Below are 19,520 nucleotides of genomic sequence, written 5' to 3' on the forward strand. Positions count from 1 at the left end.
AGCTGCTTATTATAGGCAAACGCTTGCGGAAACAAAACCTTTGACTTAGTCTGTAAATAGCCTAAGTATTGGTAGGAGAAATTAATATGCAAGATGCAATTGCGATTCAAAGTTTAAAGACAGATATTGCTTTATTACGCCAGCATGTTTTCCCACCTCAATATTTAGAGCATGTCGAAGGACTGCCGATTTATTATGGCTTGCAAGAAGAAGTCGAAAACTATTACCGACAGTGGCAGGGGCTAATTGAAAGGGCGCAAGAGCTTTTTCAGCCATTTATGGAAGATGAATTACCAGATGCGATTCATTTGCCAAGCCATTTAAATTTACCGCTATTCTTTTTTCACGTAGACCGAATTCGGATCAATAAAACACGCGCAAAAGAATCTAAAACTTTCCGTGGTGTGGCGAGTCTTATTGAAAAATGCGGGCAGTTTGAAACAGACCAGATATTTACGATGCAAGAATGGTTGCAAAGCGATGATACTGCGGCTTTGGTTGCTCACCGTGAATTCATCGATTTAAGAACCTATGTGTTTCAACATGGGCAAAGCGAATATACACGTTCACGGTTTTATACCAATGGGATTGTGCTAGGGGTTGAGCAGCATTTTAAACTGGTCGATGCTCGTGATAAGCCAAGAAAGCAACGCAGCGATAGCTATAGTGATCCGTTAGCAGATAACGGCGTATGGAAAGTATTTGGTAAATACCGATAGAAAGTCGCGACATATTTGTCGCGACTTTAAGATGCTTACCAAAAAGTTTTTACTTGTTTAAATTTTTGCAAAGCTTCGGCAGATTGATTTTGCAAATAAGGTTGTTTAGCCTTAATCCATCCTAATGCAAACCAAAAGTGCGGGTCGTGTTCAATTGCTTTATTAAATAGATCTTCGGCAATAAACAAGTCGTTATAAAGTCCTAAGGTATTTTGCACGGGTTGTAATTGTTTTAAAAACTGCTGAACATTTTTGCGAGGGTATAAGCTCGATATAAATTCGATGCAGTAACGTAATTGCTTCGCTTTTTTGCGTATTTTGTGCTGCTCAGTGACTTCAAGTTCGGTGAAATGCTCGGCATGACTCACGACTTGATGATGTAACTTATCTAAGCTTTTTTCTATCTGTTTTTTTAATTTTCCTTTGGTGTTTTGATCATCTTCTTCAGAATAAGCAAATGCTAGCAAGGCAAGTATAAGCTTAACGGTTTCTGCTGATTTAAACAGCATGACAAGGTCTTTTAATGGCTGCTCAGAAATCGGAAGCAAAAGCTCAGGTGAACCATGCTGCACAATCATCGGTAAAATTTCAGTACGGATAGCGTCTTCATCACGCGTATCTCCAAGCTTACGGAAAAGCTCGGCAATTTGTTCTTCCCAAACAGGATTTAAGTCTTCTGACCATGCTGAAAAGTGATGAAGTGCACTGCGTAAACGACGTAAGCTCACACGTGCTTGATGAATATGCTCAGCTTCGGCAACGCCATCAGCAATTGCAGCCATATTCGGTAAGAATTGTCCTAAACAGTTTTCTACAATCTTTTTGAGCGCTTGTTCTGCTGAAATGTCTTTGTCTAAATTCAAGCTTTTTGCGTGAACAGCAGGTGAAGCAGCTTGTCCTAATGCGAGTAAATTACCACGCTCGGCTTTACTTCTAACATCGAGCCATAACTCATAACGATTAATCCATTGCTGTGCAAATTGAATTAGTGTTTTAACCGCACCTTGTTTAAGTTCAAACTCAACTTCACAAATTTTACTTTGGGTGGTTGCCGTTTTTACCACGCCGTCATCAAGACAGACTTCTATAGCAGTGTCATCTGCTTCAAACACATGATAGGTGCGCTGTACATCAGTCTCAAACTGCAAACTTAATTTTTCAGCTTCTGTTCCTAAAGCCGTATTAATTAAATCAGTTACTACTTTATTATCTTGATATAACTCAAGGTTTAAGTCAGGTTCTTGGTCACACACACCTAAATGAATTTCTTCTTCAACACGGTGCAGATGACTTTGACCTGCGGCTTTAAATGTTTGTACCCACAAATCATTTTCTTTACGTAAACGTAAGGCCATGCCATTTTTTGCAAGTAATCGATCAGGAGTGTCGTAATACTTTGCCTGTAAGTGAATATTCTTTGCTTTGTGTTTTTTTAAGTATTGCTGGACAGTTTTTTTCTTCGATTCAGGTAACTGAAACTTTAGTTCGACTTCGACCATAATATATCTCCCTGAATCAGGTATTTAGACTATCTTGAATAAGTATAATAGCTTAGCGTTAAAAATAATGGTTTTGATAGAGAAAGTTACAATCAAACATATGACGCTACACTTTTATTTAGGTGTACAATCAGGTGACGTTTTGATCAAATAAAAATCAGGAAGATGATCGTGAATGCACCTGTAAACTTTAGCCATGAAGCTCAGCCAGAGTTTGAATTGCCGATTAAAAACTATCAGGAATTTTATCATTTTTATTTAACTGAACACCGTAACATTATGAGCAGACGCTTACACGTGGTGGGCAGTAGCATTGGTCTATACTTTTTTTCAAAAGCAGTCCGTAAGAAGCAAGCCAAATATGTACTCTATGGTTTGGTAGCAGGTTACGCAAATGCTTGGGTTGGACATTTTGTGTTTGAAAAAAATAAGCCTGCCAGTTTTAAACAGCCTTTCTATAGCTTTATTTCTGATTGGCGAATGCTATCTGACGTAGCGACTGGTCGATTAAGTTTGATTGATCGTAAGCACGATAAAATACCGAGTTAATTTTTATATCTATTCTAAATATACCGATTGGTACTGGTAAGCCTATATCAATCGGTACTTATGATGATCTATAAATCCGTTATACTAGCGAAGTTTTTTAAAGCGAGAGTAGAGTATGCGCGGTTTATACCTCATTACCAATGATGACCCAATCCAACTATTATTAGAAAAACTAGATGCCGCACTCGCAACTCGTCAGGTCGCAATTTTACAGTACCGCCGTAAGAAAATAGACAAAGCAGACCAATCCGCAGAAGTCGAACAAATCAAATTATTGTGTGAAAAATATCAGGTTCCTTTTGTCATTAATGATGACTTAAAACTGGCCGCTCAGTTTGGATTAGGTGTACATTTAGGGCAAAGTGACGGCGAAATTACCGATGCAAAAACACAATTACCAGAAGGGGGCATTATTGGTCGTACTTGCCTAAATTCTTTAGAACTTGCGCAAAAAGCAATTGCAGATGGCGCGACTTATATTGCATTTGGTGCAGTCTATGCAACTTCTACAAAACCTGAAGCAGGTAATGTGGGTATCGAAGTGATTAAGCAAGCAGCAGCTCAATATGATGTACCAATTTGTGCGATTGGCGGTTTAACTGTTGAAAACTCACAACCTGTGATTGAGGCTGGGGCTGACCTGTGTGCAGTCATTAGTGATATATTAGGCCGATCAACTGCTGAAATTCCTGCCCGTGTACAGGCGTGGGCACAATTATTTTCTTAAGCTTTCAAAATTATTTTTTAGATATTTAAGACGAGCATTTCCATGAGTTTATCTCCAAAGCAAGAACAGTTATTTAAACAAGCCAGCAAACACATTCCAGGTGGTGTGAACTCTCCGGTACGTGCCTTTAATGGCGTTGGAGGAACACCGGTTTTCATCGAGAAAGCAAAAGGTGCTTATTTATGGGATGTGGATGGTAAGCGTTATGTTGACTATGTTGGTTCTTGGGGACCAATGATTTTAGGTCATGCTCATCCAGAGATTATTAAGGCTGTACAAACAGCAGCAGAAGACGGCTTAAGTTTTGGTGCACCAACCGTACACGAAACAACACTGGCAGATATTATCTGTGAAATCATGCCATCAATTGAATTGGTGCGTATGACTAACTCGGGTACAGAAGCAACCATGACTGCTATTCGTTTAGCACGTGGTTATACTGGCCGTGACAAAATCGTGAAGTTTGAAGGTTGTTATCATGGCCACTCTGACTCACTTTTAGTAAAAGCAGGTTCGGGCTTACTGACTTTAGGTGAAGGTGAACCGACTTCGAAAGGTGTTCCTGTTGATTTTGCTAAACACACTTTAACACTACCTTATAACGATATTACTGCATTAAAAGAATGCTTTGCTAAATTTGGTCATGAAATTGCGGGCGTCATTATTGAACCTGTAGCGGGCAACATGAATATGGTGAAACCAATTGATGGTTTCTTACAAGCCATTCGTGATATTTGTGATGAATATAAATCTGTATTCATTATTGATGAAGTGATGACAGGCTTCCGTGTTGCTTTAGGCGGTGCGCAATCGGTTTATAACGTTAAGCCAGATTTAACAACTTTAGGTAAAATTATTGGTGCAGGCCTACCAGTTGGTGCGTTTGGTGGTAAGCGTGAAATCATGGAATGCATCGCACCTTTAGGCGGTGTGTACCAAGCAGGTACATTATCTGGTAACCCACTTGCTATGCGTGCTGGTATCGAAATGTTTAAACATTTACGCCAACCAGACTTTTACAGCAAATTATCTGCTCAACTTGAAAAGTTACTTGCAGGCTTACAAGCTGCAGCTAATGAAGCAGGTATTCCATTTAAAACTCAGCAAGCTGGTGCAATGTTCGGTCTTTATTTTACTAACCAAGAAGATATTACAAGCTTTGACTCAATGTTGGCATGTGATATTGAAGCTTTCAAAAAGTTCTTCCATGGCATGTTAAAGCGTGGGGTAAACTTAGCACCTTCAGCATTTGAAGCAGGCTTTATTTCATCTGCACATTCTGATGAAGATATTGAATTTACCATTCAGGCTGCAAAAGAAACATTCGCTGAAATGAAGTAAGTAAAAAAGCCCGTGTTAAACGGGCTTTTTAATTTGAGCTATTTTTATGTTTGTAGAGAACAATGTTTTATCCCTTACCTCGAAAAATCCAATTAGCTGCAAGTACTTCAAATTGGTCAATTGAGTCAGCGCAAAGTATTTTGCTCATGGTTGGGCTCAATGAGCTTAAACTACGACCAGATTGGTCTGAGCAACCATTGGCGAATCATTTGGAATTGTTGATTAAGCGCGCTCAATCACTCGAAATTCCAATTATTTTTATTGAGACATCTCAGCTTCAACAAACCATGTTGGAGCTTGGTCAGCGTTTGTCATCAAATACTAAAGCCCAAGTTATGATGGCAGGTGATTTGTCGCCTCTGTTTAAACAAGTCATGCAGCTTGTTTTATCGATTACAGATCAGGTCAGTGTTGTAAATGATGCGATCTTGGCGGCTAATCTAGAGCAGCATATCCAATGGGTTGAAAAGATCAGTTTTGACCATATAAAACATTTAAATACGCAGAGCTTAATGCGGTTATGGTCTTTAAGTACGCCGTCCTCTTATATCTTGTCAGATAAAGGAATTTTATTGGCAATTGCTGAACAGGTGGGGCGACATCCTATGGAGATCCATCCTGAAATTGATTTAAGAAACTACGGACTAGATCAGTCTGCTGTGAATTATCTGGTCGATCTATGGCGTGCAAATGGTGCGAGCTTAAGTGCTGAAGAGATAATGCAAGCACCGACATTGCAACATATTATGCAGTTATTGAAGCCTTGACTGACTATAGACCTCAAGTGATCCATAATATTTGCAAATTCTGCTGTTAATTTACCCGAACGGCATTGTAATTCGGACGTAAGCTTTTTATTATTGCCCGCTTGTTTTTCATCTTACCTTGGGAATACAACTTTGAGTGATTTTCTAAGTGAACATCTGATCTATCGTGATGATGATTTTATGGTGATTCATAAACCTTCGGACATCTTGAGTGTTCCTGGTAAGGGTGATTTACATGATAGCGTTTTGACAAGGTTGGTTGCGATTGAGCCTAAAACCTTGCTCATTCATCGTCTAGACCGAGATACCTCAGGTATTTTAGTATTTGGTTTATCGAAGCGCGGTCAAAGTGCAATTGCACGTCAATTTCAAGATCGTCAGACTTCAAAAATATATGAAGCGCTTGTCGCAGGTCATTTAGAGGGTGAGGGGACTGTAGATATTCCTGTCATCTATGACCCAAGCCGACCACCTTTACATATTGTCGACGCTTCTCACAATAAGCCTGCTTTAACACATTGGCAGGTCATAGAACATTTTCAGATTCAGGGACAGCCTGTAACTCGTGTGAAATTAACACCAATTACGGGCCGATCTCATCAACTCCGTGTACACATGCAATATCTTGGGCATCCAATTGTAGGTGACACGCTGTATGCAACACCGGAGCAGCAACTTGTTCCGCGTTTATGTTTGCATGCCAAACAGTTAAGTTTTAATCATCCTGTCACAGCAGAAACATTAACTTTTGACTGTCCTGTACCGTTTTAATGTAAAAATTTTAATGCGTGATTTTTTGTAGCAAAGCAATTTAATTGGTTTTTGCTTCAAAATTTTGCTTTAAAGACTACATAAAAAGATGCAAAAATAAGCTAATTTGCATCGTACAATATGTAGTGCGAACTTGAGAGAAAGGTGGAAAAATTGCAGCAGTATGCTATTGGTCAACGTTGGCTATCAGACACAGAAACTGAGCTCGGTTTAGGTGTTCTTATTGATGTAGATGAAAGATCTGTCAGCATTTTATTCCCCAAAAGTGATGAGACACGTGTATATGCACGTAATAATGCGCCACTATCTCGTATCATCTTCAATATGAATGATGAAGTTCAAGATCAAGAAGGCCAGAAGTGGATCGTTGAGTCTGTTGAAGATCGTCATGGCGTTTTGCGTTACAACGTTGTTCGTACTTTAGAAAATGGCGAGCAAGAGCGTAAAGCACTCAATGAAACGCGTATTGGTGCGCAAATTCAATTATCTAAACCTTTAGATCGTTTGCTTGCAAGTCAAGTTGATTATAAAGAGTGGTATGACCTGCGTATTGAAGCGATGTTGATGCAAGCGCAAATGCAGACCAGCCCTCTACGTGGTATGGTCGGTGCCCGTGTTGGTTTGATTCCTCATCAGCTTTATATCGCACATGAAGTTGGTAAACGTTTTGCACCTCGTGTTTTACTTGCCGATGAAGTTGGTTTAGGTAAAACAATTGAAGCTGGTTTAATTATCCACCAACAGCTTAAAACTGGTCGTTCAGAACGAATTCTGATTTTAGTCCCTGATTCTCTACAGTATCAGTGGATGATTGAAATGCGCCGTCGTTTTAACTTGCAATTCTCTCTGTTTGATTTAACACGTACCGCATCTATTAAAGAACATGATCCGGAACTTAATCCGTTCTTGACTGAGCAATGCATTATTGCCAGCGTTGACTTAATGGTTGACCATGATGATTTGCGTGAGCAAGCCATAGAAGCTGGTTTTGATTTGCTCGTAGTCGATGAAGCACATCATTTGATGTGGAGCGAAGAAGAAGGCGGTAATGATCGCTATGATTTAATTGAAGAGCTCGCTGAAAATACAGCAGGGGTACTATTACTCACTGCAACACCTGAACAATTAGGTGTAGAAAGTCATTTCGCTCGCTTACGCTTACTTGATCCACAGCGTTTTAGTAGTTTAGAGCGTTTCTTAGATGAAGAGACTCAATATCAGCAGACTGCAAAAATTGCTGAAGTACTCATGTCTGATCAAGCTTTAACGCCAGAGCATTTATCTGCTTTAGAAGGTTTGTTAGGTCACACTATTGAAGACCAGCCTGATCAACGCTTTAGAGCAATTCACGAATTATTAGACCGTCACGGTACTGGACGTATTTTATTCCGTAATACACGTGAAGCTATTCAGGGCTTCCCGGGGCGTGATTGTCAGCCAGCACCATTACCAGCACCAGAAGATTGGTCAAAAGATGGCAAACTGCGTGAGCAGATGTGGCCTGAAGAAGCACAAATTGATGGTTCATGGATGCAAAATGATCCGCGTGTGCCATGGTTAATGGAAATTTTACGCAAAGATCTTAAGCATAAAAAAGTGCTTTTAATTGCGCGTAGCGGACCAGTGGTTGAGTCTTTAGAAAATGTATTGCGTTTGCATGCAGGTATTCGTACCGCAATGTTCCATGAAGGCATGAGCTTACTAGAGCGTGACCAAGCAGCTGCTTATTTCGCAGAAGAAAGCTATGGTGCGCAGATTCTACTGTGTTCGGAAATTGGTTCGGAAGGCCGTAATTTCCAATTTGCCAGTGATCTAATTTTATTTGATCTACCAGCTAACCCAGATGTTTTAGAGCAACGTATCGGACGTCTAGACCGTATTGGTCAAGAAAACCGTATCCAAATTCATGTGCCCTACCTTGTGGGAACAGCTCAAGAGCGTATGTTCCGTTGGTATAACGAAGCACTTAATATTTTCAGCAATATTTCTCCAACAGCACAAACACTGCAAGAGAACTTTATTGTTGAGTTAAAAGACTGCTTACTTGCAGACCAAGGTCAAACATTTGAAGATTTGCTTGAAGAGGTGAATGTTCAACGTCAAGCCTTGGAAGCTGAACTTCAAGCTGGCCGAGATCGTTTACTTGAATATAATTCATGTCGTCCTATTGTGGCACAAGAAATTGTTCAAGCCCTTGAAGACTATGATGACAATACTACGCTACCAATGTTTGTGAAGCGTTTCATGTCATCAACCAATATCGACTTTGATGAGCAAAGTAATGGTACGGTGATTATTAAACCAACCGACCAAATGCAAGTGCAAGGTTTGGCTTTAGACGAAGAAGGTATGACAGCAACCTTCTATCGCGATCAGGCTCAGCTTCGTGAAGATGCTCAATATTTAACTTTAGAGCATCCATTCATTGAAAGTGTTATGGAAATGATCCGTACGCAATCATTTGGTAGTACCAATGTTGCTGTACTTAAATCTAATGCGTTAAAGCAGGGCTCAGTATTAATTGAAGTCTGGTTTAAAGTAGATGTTGTTGCACCTAAATCTTTGAACTTGCCATCAAGTTTACCGAAACAGCTCATTCGCGTGTTGTTAAGTGAAAATGGTCAGGATTTATCTGAAAAGATTGATCCAACAATTTTAAAACCTTATTTGCACCATTTAGATGGTAATAGCTGCCGCCAAGTAGTTAAAGCTCGCCGTGATATCATTGAGCAGCGCTATAAACAAGCGTTAGAGATTGCGAAAGTTGATTTACCGCAGCTTCAGCAACAAGCAAAAGAGCATTATGGCAATAAATGGCAATATGAAATTGACCGTTTAACTTATCTCAAACAGTTCAACCCAAGTATTCGTCAAGACGAAATTGAACGTTTACAAAAGCTGCAAAAAGAAGGCTTGAGCTTACTTGATGGTTTAACTGTTACACCAGAAGCAATTCAAGTGTTAGTTGTGGTTAAGCCGTAACTTACCAAAATAAAAAAAGCGCCGAGAGGGCGCTTTTTTTATACATCGATTTTGAGTTAGATAAGACCAGCGTCTTTTAATTCTAGCTTTAAATAAGCATAAAAAATTGGAGCTGCGATTAAACCGCCTAAGCCAAAAATTGACTCAAATACTAGCATTGCTAATAAAATCTCCCATGCATTTGCATTGATTTTATGCCCAATAATTTTAGCATTAATAAAATATTCAAGTTTATGAACCAAAACGAGATAAAGTAATGCTGCTCCTGCTAGTCCTAGGGAAATGGTAAGAGCTGCAATAAACGTTAAAGTGTTTGAAAGTAGATTCCCCAAAATTGGAATGAGACCAAACATAAAGGTCAAAATAGTTAATGTTTTGGCAAAAGGAAGGTGAACTCCCCAAAGCGGCAACAAAATAAAGGCGAATAAAATAAAGAGCAGGGTGTTAATCGCTGAAATTTTTATTTGGGCAAAAACAACATTTTTAAATGAAATTGATAATTTTTGAATACGCTGGATAAGCAGTGACTTAAAAACAGGCTGAGGCGTACGGCGATGAAAACCATGTATTGCCACCAAAATACCAATAATTAATCCCATGACCATAGTCACGAAGTTATGCAAAATATCGGAACTGGTGTTTTTTAGAGTAGTCACGTTATCTTTCATAAATGCAAAGATCTCGTCTTTTAGATCTGTCACGCTATCAGGAATATAACCTGGAAGATATTTTGTGATCTCTGCTTGCAAATGAAGTAAGGTTTGATCAACTTTGCTATTAATACTATGTAATCCGACGCCTTTTAGATCGTATACAACGAAACTAATCAGACTCGTTATGAAAAAACCAATAAGTGAGATGGTGACGATACTGAGTAAAATACTAATAAAAATACGGGCTCTTTGGCCATCAATATAACGTTCTACAACCGAACTTAAACTAATAATAATTTCATAAATGAGAAAGCCTGCAAAAAAACTTGCTAATAGATGTAATGGGATAACCGAAAGCAAAAAGATGCCCATAAGAATGTAGCTTGCAATCAGACTTTGACGATTATTCAAATTTTGCATGTGGATCCCTGAGATCGTTGGGAATATAGGAGAAAGAGCAAACAGAATGATTATTTATACTCTGGCAAGCTATTCGCTTCAATCAGTGAATTATATTTTTATTGGAAAATAGAGGAGTTAGATGTAAAAATGGCCTGTTCATCAACAAGCCATTCATTAGATCATTTTAGCGAATTTTTGCTTCATCTAGATGACGTGCGCCTTCTAAAATCATCCGAATCATAATCATGGTTTGTTCAGCAACTTCTGCACGTTGATTAATCGGTAAATCAATCACTTTGGCACCCATGTGAAACACAAGTTGAGTAATTGCTTTTGCAACAAGGTCTGGGTGATACAGGTGATTGTTATTTAATCGTTCAAGACGAATTAAATCTTCTTGTAGCTCTTGCTGAAAAAAGTTGAGCTGGCGGTCTACGGCAGCCTTATAAGAAGCAGAACCTGTAAAACTTTCACGTAGTAATAAACTTAAATTACCTTCATCGGCATCGAGTTGTTGAAGGAAAATATCGACGGAACTACGAATAATACTTTCTTGTAAAGAAGCACGTAGGCGAGCCTGACGGATAATTTTACGTAAAACGATACCTGCGCGGTCAATTAGAGAAATTGCTAATTCATCAATATCTTTAAAATGTCGATAGAAACTATTTGGCGCAATTCCTGCTTCTCGAGCTACTTCTCGTAAACTCAATGAAGCAATACTTTTTTGCGGACCAATGAGGTTTAAAGCGGCCTGAAAAAGTTCTTCTTTAGTAATTGTCGCTTTTCTTCCAACAGAACGCGTAGCTGTTTTAATTTCAATGACATCTTGTTGTTGAGGTGTGTCATTCAGGTTCTGAGAAAGTGAAGATTGGGTCATGCTGTTCAATATATTTGTAAACTCTCAGGATTATAGCCTTAGAAGCTGAACTTGTGAAATTGTAATTAAAAGTACGAGTGTATATACAAATATATATACATGTGTATAATAATTAAAAAAGAGCGACAGAGCCTTCAGTTATGCAAGCAATCGAAAAGAGAAATTCTCTATTCAATTCATTGACACAAGCCATCTTTGATAAAGAAATGGCTAATTTCTGGCTACAAAAAGTTAATCCTTTATGGTCTGTAAAACATGGCCTTGTTCAAATTGTAAAAAAAGAATTTGTCGCTCACGACATGGTGAGCCTGACGCTAAAATGTAACCGCTTAGTGAAAATGGGCGTTGCAGGCCAGCATCATCCTGTAATTGTAGAAATTGCTGGTCGTCGCTATGAGCGTACTTATAGTTTGACGCAAATAGATGCGCAGCACTTACGTTTAACCGTAAAAAAAGTTGCAGACGGTATTGTTAGTAACTGGTTTATTTCTGAAAGCCAAATCGGTGATGTTTTTGAGCTTGGTCAACCTTATGGTGACATGCAACAAAACATCAAAACATCGAATTTAATTATGTTGGCTGCGGGTAGTGGTATTACCCCAATGTTGAGCCTAATTACTGCGATTAAACAAAGCCAGCAGTTAGATAAAGTTCAGGTACAACTTTTATATTGGGTAAAACAACGTTCAGATGCGGCTTTTGTTGAATACTTTGAAAAAGTTGCGCAGCAATATCCGAACTTTAATTATCGGGTTTTCTATACACAAGAAACCCCAAATGATGAGCGTTTAAATGCAGAGCATTTAGCATTAGTTGATGATATCGAAAACAGCACAATTTATGCGTGTGGACCTTCTGGTTTTGTGGCGACTGTTGAGCAACTTTTTGAAAAAGCTCCAGCCGTTTTAACAGAAGCATTTAGCTTAACAAATGAAAGCTCTGCTGATGATATTGGTTATGTGAATGTCACATTAACCCAGTCTAATAAGGTAATTGCAATTCCTAAAGGCCAGTCAATTCTGGTTAGCCTTGAACATGAAGGCCTTAAACCAACTCATGGTTGCCGTATGGGAATTTGTAATAAATGTGTTTGTAATAAATCACAAGGTTCAACACGTAATTTACTTAACGGTAGTGAAAACACTGAACCAAGCCAATTACTCAAAATTTGTGTGAACTCAGCAAAATCCGATCTAGTTATTGATCTTTAAGAGAGAACTCTTATGAATATGCCAGTGAAAGTCGAATATTTTAAAAATCCTAAAAATCGAGATTTGACTCCAGCAGAACTTGATGCATTTGCAAAAGAGCTCGATCAGATCAAGCAAGAAGTATTGGATGATTTGGGTGAGAAAGACGCTAAATATATCCGCCGTGTTTATGCTGCAATTCGTTATAGTAGCTTTTTAGGTCGTGCATGTTTGTTTGCAGGTTGGTTCCCACCAGCATGGATTTTAGGAACAGGTCTGTTAGGCTTCTCTAAAATTATGGAAAACATGGAACTCGGTCATAACGTGATGCACGGTCAATATGACTGGATGAACGATCCTAAATTTAATGGTCAAACTTACGAGTGGGATACTGTCGGTACTTCTGATAACTGGCGCCAAACTCATAACTATAAACATCACACCTATACCAACATTAAAGGTATTGATGATGACATCGGTTACGGTTTACTTCGTTTATTCCCAGAGCAACGCTGGAAGCCGGGTTTCTTACTTCAACCTGTTTATAGCATCCCATTCTGTTTATTGTTCCAATGGGGCGTAGCTATTCAGAATCTTGAAATTGGACGTGTCCTTTATAAACGTAAGAGCATGGCAAAATTCTTGGAAGAGTTAAAACCTGTTAATAAAAAGATTGGAAAACAACTTTTTAAAGACTATGTTTTCTTCCCTTTAATTGCAGGTCCAGCAGCTTTACCTGTATTCACTGGTAATTTGGTTGCAAATGGTCTTCGTAATATCTGGACATTTACGATTATTTTTTGTGGTCACTTCACAAAAGATGCGGAAGTATTTCCAAAGTCTGTTTTACAAGAAGAAAGCCGTGGTCACTGGTATATGCGCCAGATTCGTGGTTCTTCTAACTTGAAAGGTTCAGAAGCATTACATATTTTAAGCGGACATTTGAGCCATCAGATTGAGCACCATTTATTCCCTGATATTCCAGCGCGTCGTTATCGCCAAATGGCTCCAAAAGTTGAAGCTGTATGTAAAAAATATGGTCTAAATTATAACAACGCAAGTCTGGCTAAACAGTTTGGACAGGTGGTAGGCCGTATCTTTAAATATGCTTTACCTTTTAAAAAATAAGTCAAAAAAAGCCCTGATGAGTTCAGGGCTTTTTTTAGAGAAACAAATTATTTAAACTGAATTGAACCGTTTGCATTTACAGTAATTTTAGACTCACCAGCTGCCATATCTTGAGCTGGTGCAGCTTCGGCCATAGCAAATTTAGCCATGCTGGTACGCATTACAGGTTGTGGGAAATAGTTATTTGTGTTCAGGTTTAGAGTGACCAAAGTATATTGGTTTTTATTCCAAGCTTGGGTCAACATTTGAGCACGTTGTTGGAAGTTTTTAGATGCTTCTACCATTAACTCATTTTCAACTTTTTTACGTTGTTCATCAGAAACCGTAAAATTAATCGATTGAGTTTGGAAGTTTTGCTGTAATTCGTTTACTAACTGGCTAGCAGCTTTAAAGTCTTTACTTTCAAGACGGATTTCAGCGCGGCCACGCCATTCTTTTAACTTATTGCTATCGTTATCGTAAATTGGATAAGTGCTTTGAGCACCAGTTTCCACTTTTACTTGTGGATATTTACGAGAAACATTAAGTGCCTGATTCATCAGCTGATTGATTTGGTTTGAAAGCTCGGCTGGTTGTTTGTTACTTTTTTCAATATATAAAGTTGCATGCATTTCATCATTAGAAACTTGGCGAGAAGCTTCCGCTTGTACATTTACAATATTGTAGTTCAAAGCATTGTCATCCTGAGCAAAAACTAAAGGGCTAAGGAGAGAACCTAAAAGAAGGGTGGATACGGCTAAAGTACGCATAAATTTTTCCTTTAAAAATTAATATAAATTTAATTTTTTTCATTAGGAAATGTTAAACATAACTTATGCATAACTTTTGCAGATTTTGTGGCGTATTTGTAATATTCAGATCAGGTTTTTTTAAATTTTGGTAAATATAAAGTCTTTAAAAATTAAAAGCTTAAAATTAAAGTGTTTCAATGTAACTTAAAAAATCAAAGTAATATAAAAAAAGAATATTTTCTTTAGGTTGTCACATAGTATGATGATAATTCATCATAACTATTGGGATGATACATTTTTTCAATAAGATTAGATGAGTAAAGTACATAAAAGACGTTTTTTTTCTTGTAAAATTAGGTATCATCGCGCTCCTAGTTACAAGATATAAAATAAGTGTCTTTACTAGTTCTATAAAGCACCGAGTCAAAGGACCAATCGTCACCAGACTTATTTCTTTCTACCCCTATCAGAGATGGTAATCCGATATGAGCGTTACTTCCGTTAACCCTGCCACTAATGCTACTAACGAATATTATTTGACTCGCCAAAGTCAAATGGAATCAAATGTTCGTAGCTATCCACGTAAATTACCGTTAGCGATAGCGAAAGCACAAGGATGCTGGGTTACTGATGTTGAAGGTACACAGTACCTTGATTGTTTAGCTGGGGCAGGTACATTGGCTTTAGGTCATAATCATCCTGCGGTGATTCAAAGTATTCAAGATACATTGGCAAGTGGTTTGCCATTGCATACTTTAGACTTAACCACACCTTTAAAAGATGCATTCACTGAAGCATTGTTAGCATATTTACCTGGTGGTAAAGAAGAATATTGCTTGCAGTTCTGTGGTCCTGCTGGTGCAGACGCAACTGAAGCAGCAATTAAACTTGCTAAGACTTACACTGGCCGTAGTTCAGTGATCAGTTTCTCAGGCGGTTATCATGGTATGACCCATGGTGCGCTTGCTATGACTGGTAACCTAAGTGCAAAAAATGCAGTTAACGGTTTAATGCCAGGCGTACAATTCATGCCATATCCGCATGAATACCGCTGCCCACTTGGTTTAGGTGGTGAAGCTGGTGTTGACGCTTTAACTTACTACTTTGAAAACTTTATTGAAGATGTAGAAAGCGGTGTAACAAAACCGGCTGCTGTGATTCTTGAAGCGATTCAAGGTGAAGGCGGCGTAGTTACAGCTCCAGTAAAATGGTTGCAAAAAATCCGTGAAGTGACTGAAAAGCACAACATCGTTTTAATTTTAGACGAAGTTCAAGCTGGCTTTGCACGTTCAGGCAAAATGTTTGCATTTGAACATGCAGGTATTGAACCTGATGTTGTTGTAATGTCTAAAGCAGTAGGTGGTGGTTTACCACTTGCAGTATTAGGTATTAAACGTAAATTTGATGCTTGGCAGCCTGCTGGTCACACGGGTACTTTCCGTGGTAACCAACTTGCTATGGGTACTGGTCTTGTCGTATTAAAAACGATTAGCGAACAAAATCTTGCTCAAAATGCGCAAGAGCGTGGTGACTTCTTACAAGCTGAATTTAAAAAATTAGCTCAAGAATTCCCATGTATCGGTAACGTACGTGGTCGCGGTTTAATGATCGGTGTTGAGATCGTTGACGAGCGTAAACCAGCTGATCGTATTGGTTCGCATCCTGCTGACTCACAATTAGCTGCTGCAATTCAAACTGCTTGTTTCAACAATAAATTATTGCTTGAAAAAGGTGGTCGTAACGGTACAGTAATTCGTTTACTTTGCCCGCTTATCATCACTCAAGACGAGTGTGTTGAAGTAGTTGCTCGCTTTAAGAAAGCAATTGCAGAAGCATTGGTTGCAGTACGAGGCGCATAAGTATGGTGGATTTTGCAGAACATCGTAAAGCGTTACTCTGCAATGATGCACAATCCATTGCTGACTATGAGTCAGCAATGGGCGAAGCGGTAAAAGCCGTTTCAGCATGGTTGCAAAACGAAAAGATGTACACTGGTGGTAGCATTAAAGAATTGCGTTCAGCAATTTCTTTCCAACCTTCAAAAGAAGGTATGGGTGTACAAGAATCTCTTCAACGTATGATTGAGCTTTTCTTGAATAAAAGCTTGAAAGTACATCATCCACATTCATTAGCACATTTACACTGCCCAACCATGGTGATGAGCCAGATTGCGGAAGTGTTAATCAATGCAACTAACCAATCTATGGACTCATGGGATCAAAGCCCGGCAGGTTCATTAATGGAAGTTCAGCTCATTGATTGGTTGCGTCAAAAAGTAGGTTATGGTTCTGGTCAGGCTGGTGTTTTCACTTCTGGCGGTACTCAATCTAACTTGATGGGTGTGTTACTTGCTCGTGACTGGTGCATCTCGAAAAACTGGAAAGACGAAAATGGTAACCCATGGTCTGTACAGCGTGATGGTATTCCTGCCGATGCAATGAAAAATGTCAAAGTCATTTGTTCTGAAAATGCACATTTTTCTGTGCAAAAGAACATGGCAATGATGGGCATGGGTTTCCAGTCAGTTGTGACTGTTCCTGTGAATGAAAATGCACAGATGGATGTAGATGCTCTCGAAAAAACGATGGCGTATCTTCAGTCTGAAGGTAAAGTTGTTGCTTGTGTCGTTGCGACAGCAGGTACGACTGATGCCGGTGCAATTGACCCATTGAAGGAAATCCGTGAAATTACCAATAAATATGGTTCATGGATGCATATCGATGCGGCATGGGGCGGTGCATTAATTCTGTCAAATGACTATCGTGCAATGCTTGATGGTATTGAGTTGTCTGACTCAATTACTCTCGACTTCCATAAGCATTATTTCCAAAGCATTAGCTGTGGCGCGTTCTTGTTGAAAGATGAAGCGAACTATCGTTTCATGCACTACGAAGCTGAATACTTGAACTCTGCTTATGACGAAGAGCATGGTGTACCAAACCTTGTGTCTAAGTCGTTACAAACGACTCGTCGTTTTGATGCATTGAAATTGTGGATGACAATCGAATCACTAGGTGAAGAACTTTATGGTTCAATGATTGACCATGGTGTAAAACTGACTCGTGAAGTTGCAGATTACATCAAGGCAACTGACGGTTTAGAACTTTTAGTTGAACCACAGTTTGCTTCGGTATTGTTCCGCGTTGTTCCACAAGGCTACCCAGCTGAGTTTATCGATAGCTTGAACCAAAACGTAGCAGACGAATTGTTTGCACGTGGTGAGGCAAATATCGGTGTAACAAAAGTTGGTAATGTACAGTCATTGAAAATGACAACATTAAGCCCTGTTGTGACATTCGAAAACGTTAAAAACCTTTTAGGTCAAGTATTGGCTGAAGCTGACCGTATTAAAGATGCAATTGCTTCTGGTAACTATGTACCACCAATCGACTAATTGAGTTGATAACAAAAAAAGCTCGGTTTATTACCGGGCTTTTTTATTGCAGATTGTTTTTATTTGAATTGTGTATGAAGAAAAGAATACATGCACAAATCATGCATATTTTCACAAAACAAAAATAATTATGCATGATTTATGGGGAACAAATTTCTTATTGTATTGGTATGTCCCCAATATTTTTGGTCACATTGATATATCAATATCGTACTTACTTTAAATAATCCCGCTTTAACTGAAAAAAAGTAAGTGGCTGTAATTACAATTAAGACAAGGAAGAAGAAATGCAACAAGCGAATATGCTCAATGAATTTAAACTCATTATTGGCGGTCAACTTTGTTCAGGTGAGCAAGGCGAGCTAGAAATTCTTAACCCCGCTACAGGTTTAACTGCTGCACGTTGTACAAAAGCATCGGTTGCGCAAGTAAATCAGGCTGTGAGTGCTGCTAAACAAGCATCTAAAGCTTGGCAACAAGTTTCACACGAAGAGCGTAAGTCAATCTTGAACAAGATTGCAGATGGCATTGAAAAGCACGCTGAAATGCTTGCAGAGTTGGTTGTGCTTGAACAGGGTAAGCCACTGGCACTTGCTCAAATGGAAGTGCAGGGCGCAATTGGCTGGACGCGTTACGCGGCTACTATGGATTTACCCGTAGAAGTAATTGAAGACAGTGAAACCAAGCGTATTGAGCGCCATCGCCAACCATTGGGTGTAGTGGCTTCAATTACTCCTTGGAACTGGCCACTGATGATTGCGGTTTGGCACATCATGCCTGCCTTACGAGCGGGTAACGTTGTGATTAGCAAACCTTCTGAATACACGCCACTCTCAACTTTGCGTTTATGTGAAATCATTCAGCAAGAAGTTCCTGCTGGCGTAATTTCAATTTTAGTTGGTGCTGGTGAGATTGGTGAAGCATTATCTTCTCATCCAGATGTGCAAAAAGTCGTGTTTACGGGATCAACGCGAACTGGTCAACACATTATGGCTGGTGCAGCTCAGCAGCTAAAACACTTAACTTTAGAACTTGGGGGTAATGACGCTGGTATTGTATTACCAGATGCAAATATTGATGAAATTGCAGCTAAGATTTTTAATATGGCGTTCTTGAACGCTGGTCAAACATGTGCAGCCTTAAAGCGCTTATACGTGCATGAAAGCCAATATGAAGCTTTATCTCAAAAGTTAGCTGATATTGCCAATGCTCAAGTTGTGGGTGACGGAATGACGTCTTCTACAACATTTGGTCCAGTACAAAACCAAATGCAATATAACAAAGTGAAAGCACTTATTGCCGATGCCATTTCTCAAGGGGCAAAAGCACTTTCTGGGCAACAGCAGTTACCAGAGCAGGGCTACTTTATTGCACCAACTATTTTGACTGAAATTTCTGATTCTTGCCGCGTGGTGCAAGAGGAGCAATTTGGCCCTGTGTTACCTGTTTTAAAATATACCGATATCAACGATGCTATTGCTCGTGCCAATGATAGTGAGTTTGGTTTAGGTGGCTCAATTTGGTCTTCTGATATTAAAACCGCTCAGACTTACGCTAGTCAGCTTCAATGTGGAACTGTTTGGATTAATACCCATGCAGAAGTTCTTCCTCATGCGCCTTTTGGTGGCTGGAAAATGTCTGGCCTAGGTGCTGAATTTGGTCTGGAGGGCTTGCTTGAAAATACGATTGGGCAAACAGTTCATATTAGTAAAGTCTAAATATTAACTTTAAGGCGGATCTAGTATCCGCCTTTTTATTTTTATCTATATGGAAGAAAAGCTTCGCTT

At 39.1% G+C, this 19,520-nt stretch carries 16 protein-coding genes; 12 read left to right on the forward strand and 4 right to left on the reverse strand.

The window, feature by feature from the left end; translation table 11 throughout:
- Positions 1–86: 86 nt before the first annotated feature.
- Positions 87–719, forward strand: a complete 633-nt coding sequence (locus H7R46_RS05075; RefSeq protein ID WP_005067925.1) for a hypothetical protein — start codon at positions 87–89, stop codon at positions 717–719.
- A gap of 35 nt (positions 720–754) precedes the next feature.
- On the opposite strand, the gene H7R46_RS19490 is transcribed toward H7R46_RS05075, so the two are convergent.
- Positions 755–2,218: a CYTH and CHAD domain-containing protein gene (locus tag H7R46_RS19490; protein WP_005067926.1), complete on the reverse strand. Its 1,464-nt coding sequence runs from the start codon at positions 2,216–2,218 to the stop codon at positions 755–757.
- Between the two features lie 165 nt (positions 2,219–2,383).
- Here H7R46_RS19490 and H7R46_RS05085 point away from each other — a divergent pair, with 165 nt between their 5' ends.
- From H7R46_RS05085 to rapA, 6 genes are all read left to right on the forward strand, one after another.
- Positions 2,384–2,767 (forward strand): DUF962 domain-containing protein, encoded by a 384-nt coding sequence (locus H7R46_RS05085; RefSeq protein WP_080631066.1) that lies wholly within the window; start codon positions 2,384–2,386, stop codon positions 2,765–2,767.
- A 115-nt stretch (positions 2,768–2,882) separates the two neighbouring features.
- Positions 2,883–3,494, forward strand: a complete 612-nt coding sequence (gene thiE / locus H7R46_RS05090) for a thiamine phosphate synthase (protein ID WP_005067932.1) — start codon at positions 2,883–2,885, stop codon at positions 3,492–3,494.
- Positions 3,495–3,536: 42 nt separating this feature from the next.
- Positions 3,537–4,835 carry a glutamate-1-semialdehyde 2,1-aminomutase gene (gene hemL / locus H7R46_RS05095; protein ID WP_005067933.1) on the forward strand — a complete coding sequence of 433 codons (1,299 nt, stop codon included), beginning with the start codon at positions 3,537–3,539 and terminating at the stop codon, positions 4,833–4,835.
- A gap of 62 nt (positions 4,836–4,897) precedes the next feature.
- Positions 4,898–5,602 carry an isochorismatase gene (locus tag H7R46_RS05100; RefSeq protein ID WP_005067935.1) on the forward strand — a complete coding sequence of 235 codons (705 nt, stop codon included), beginning with the start codon at positions 4,898–4,900 and terminating at the stop codon, positions 5,600–5,602.
- A gap of 132 nt (positions 5,603–5,734) precedes the next feature.
- On the forward strand, positions 5,735–6,373 hold the full coding sequence (locus H7R46_RS05105; RefSeq protein WP_005067937.1) for an RluA family pseudouridine synthase: 639 nt from the start codon (positions 5,735–5,737) through the stop codon (positions 6,371–6,373).
- A gap of 144 nt (positions 6,374–6,517) precedes the next feature.
- On the forward strand, positions 6,518–9,355 hold the full coding sequence (gene rapA / locus H7R46_RS05110) for an RNA polymerase-associated protein RapA (protein ID WP_005067938.1): 2,838 nt from the start codon (positions 6,518–6,520) through the stop codon (positions 9,353–9,355).
- 56 nt (positions 9,356–9,411) lie between these two features.
- On the opposite strand, the gene H7R46_RS05115 is transcribed toward rapA, so the two are convergent.
- A complete protein-coding gene (locus tag H7R46_RS05115) occupies positions 9,412–10,428 on the reverse strand; it encodes an AI-2E family transporter (protein ID WP_005067939.1) in 1,017 nt (338 codons plus the stop codon).
- Positions 10,429–10,594: 166 nt separating this feature from the next.
- Positions 10,595–11,290, reverse strand: a complete 696-nt coding sequence (gene fabR / locus H7R46_RS05120) for an HTH-type transcriptional repressor FabR (RefSeq protein WP_002118668.1) — start codon at positions 11,288–11,290, stop codon at positions 10,595–10,597.
- Positions 11,291–11,430: 140 nt separating this feature from the next.
- Here fabR and H7R46_RS05125 point away from each other — a divergent pair, with 140 nt between their 5' ends.
- Entirely contained in the window at positions 11,431–12,501 is a 1,071-nt protein-coding gene (locus tag H7R46_RS05125; RefSeq protein ID WP_032012348.1) for a ferredoxin reductase, read from the forward strand.
- 12 nt (positions 12,502–12,513) lie between these two features.
- Positions 12,514–13,608 (forward strand): fatty acid desaturase family protein, encoded by a 1,095-nt coding sequence (locus tag H7R46_RS05130; RefSeq protein WP_002118415.1) that lies wholly within the window; start codon positions 12,514–12,516, stop codon positions 13,606–13,608.
- A gap of 47 nt (positions 13,609–13,655) precedes the next feature.
- On the opposite strand, the gene H7R46_RS05135 is transcribed toward H7R46_RS05130, so the two are convergent.
- Positions 13,656–14,357 (reverse strand): SIMPL domain-containing protein, encoded by a 702-nt coding sequence (locus tag H7R46_RS05135; RefSeq protein ID WP_005067944.1) that lies wholly within the window; start codon positions 14,355–14,357, stop codon positions 13,656–13,658.
- Between the two features lie 467 nt (positions 14,358–14,824).
- Here H7R46_RS05135 and H7R46_RS05140 point away from each other — a divergent pair, with 467 nt between their 5' ends.
- The 3 genes from H7R46_RS05140 (at position 14,825) to H7R46_RS05150 (ending at position 19,451) form a co-directional block, all read left to right on the forward strand.
- Positions 14,825–16,198: a diaminobutyrate--2-oxoglutarate transaminase gene (locus tag H7R46_RS05140; RefSeq protein WP_002118718.1), complete on the forward strand. Its 1,374-nt coding sequence runs from the start codon at positions 14,825–14,827 to the stop codon at positions 16,196–16,198.
- Between the two features lie 2 nt (positions 16,199–16,200).
- A complete protein-coding gene (locus H7R46_RS05145; RefSeq protein WP_005067945.1) occupies positions 16,201–17,733 on the forward strand; it encodes a pyridoxal phosphate-dependent decarboxylase family protein in 1,533 nt (510 codons plus the stop codon).
- A 287-nt stretch (positions 17,734–18,020) separates the two neighbouring features.
- Positions 18,021–19,451 (forward strand): aldehyde dehydrogenase family protein, encoded by a 1,431-nt coding sequence (locus tag H7R46_RS05150; RefSeq protein ID WP_005067947.1) that lies wholly within the window; start codon positions 18,021–18,023, stop codon positions 19,449–19,451.
- The last annotated feature ends 69 nt before the right edge of the window (positions 19,452–19,520 follow it).

Origin of the sequence: Acinetobacter sp. BEC1-S18-ESBL-01 (assembly GCF_014169935.1) — a bacterium.
Lineage (GTDB): Bacteria > Pseudomonadota > Gammaproteobacteria > Pseudomonadales > Moraxellaceae > Acinetobacter > Acinetobacter pittii.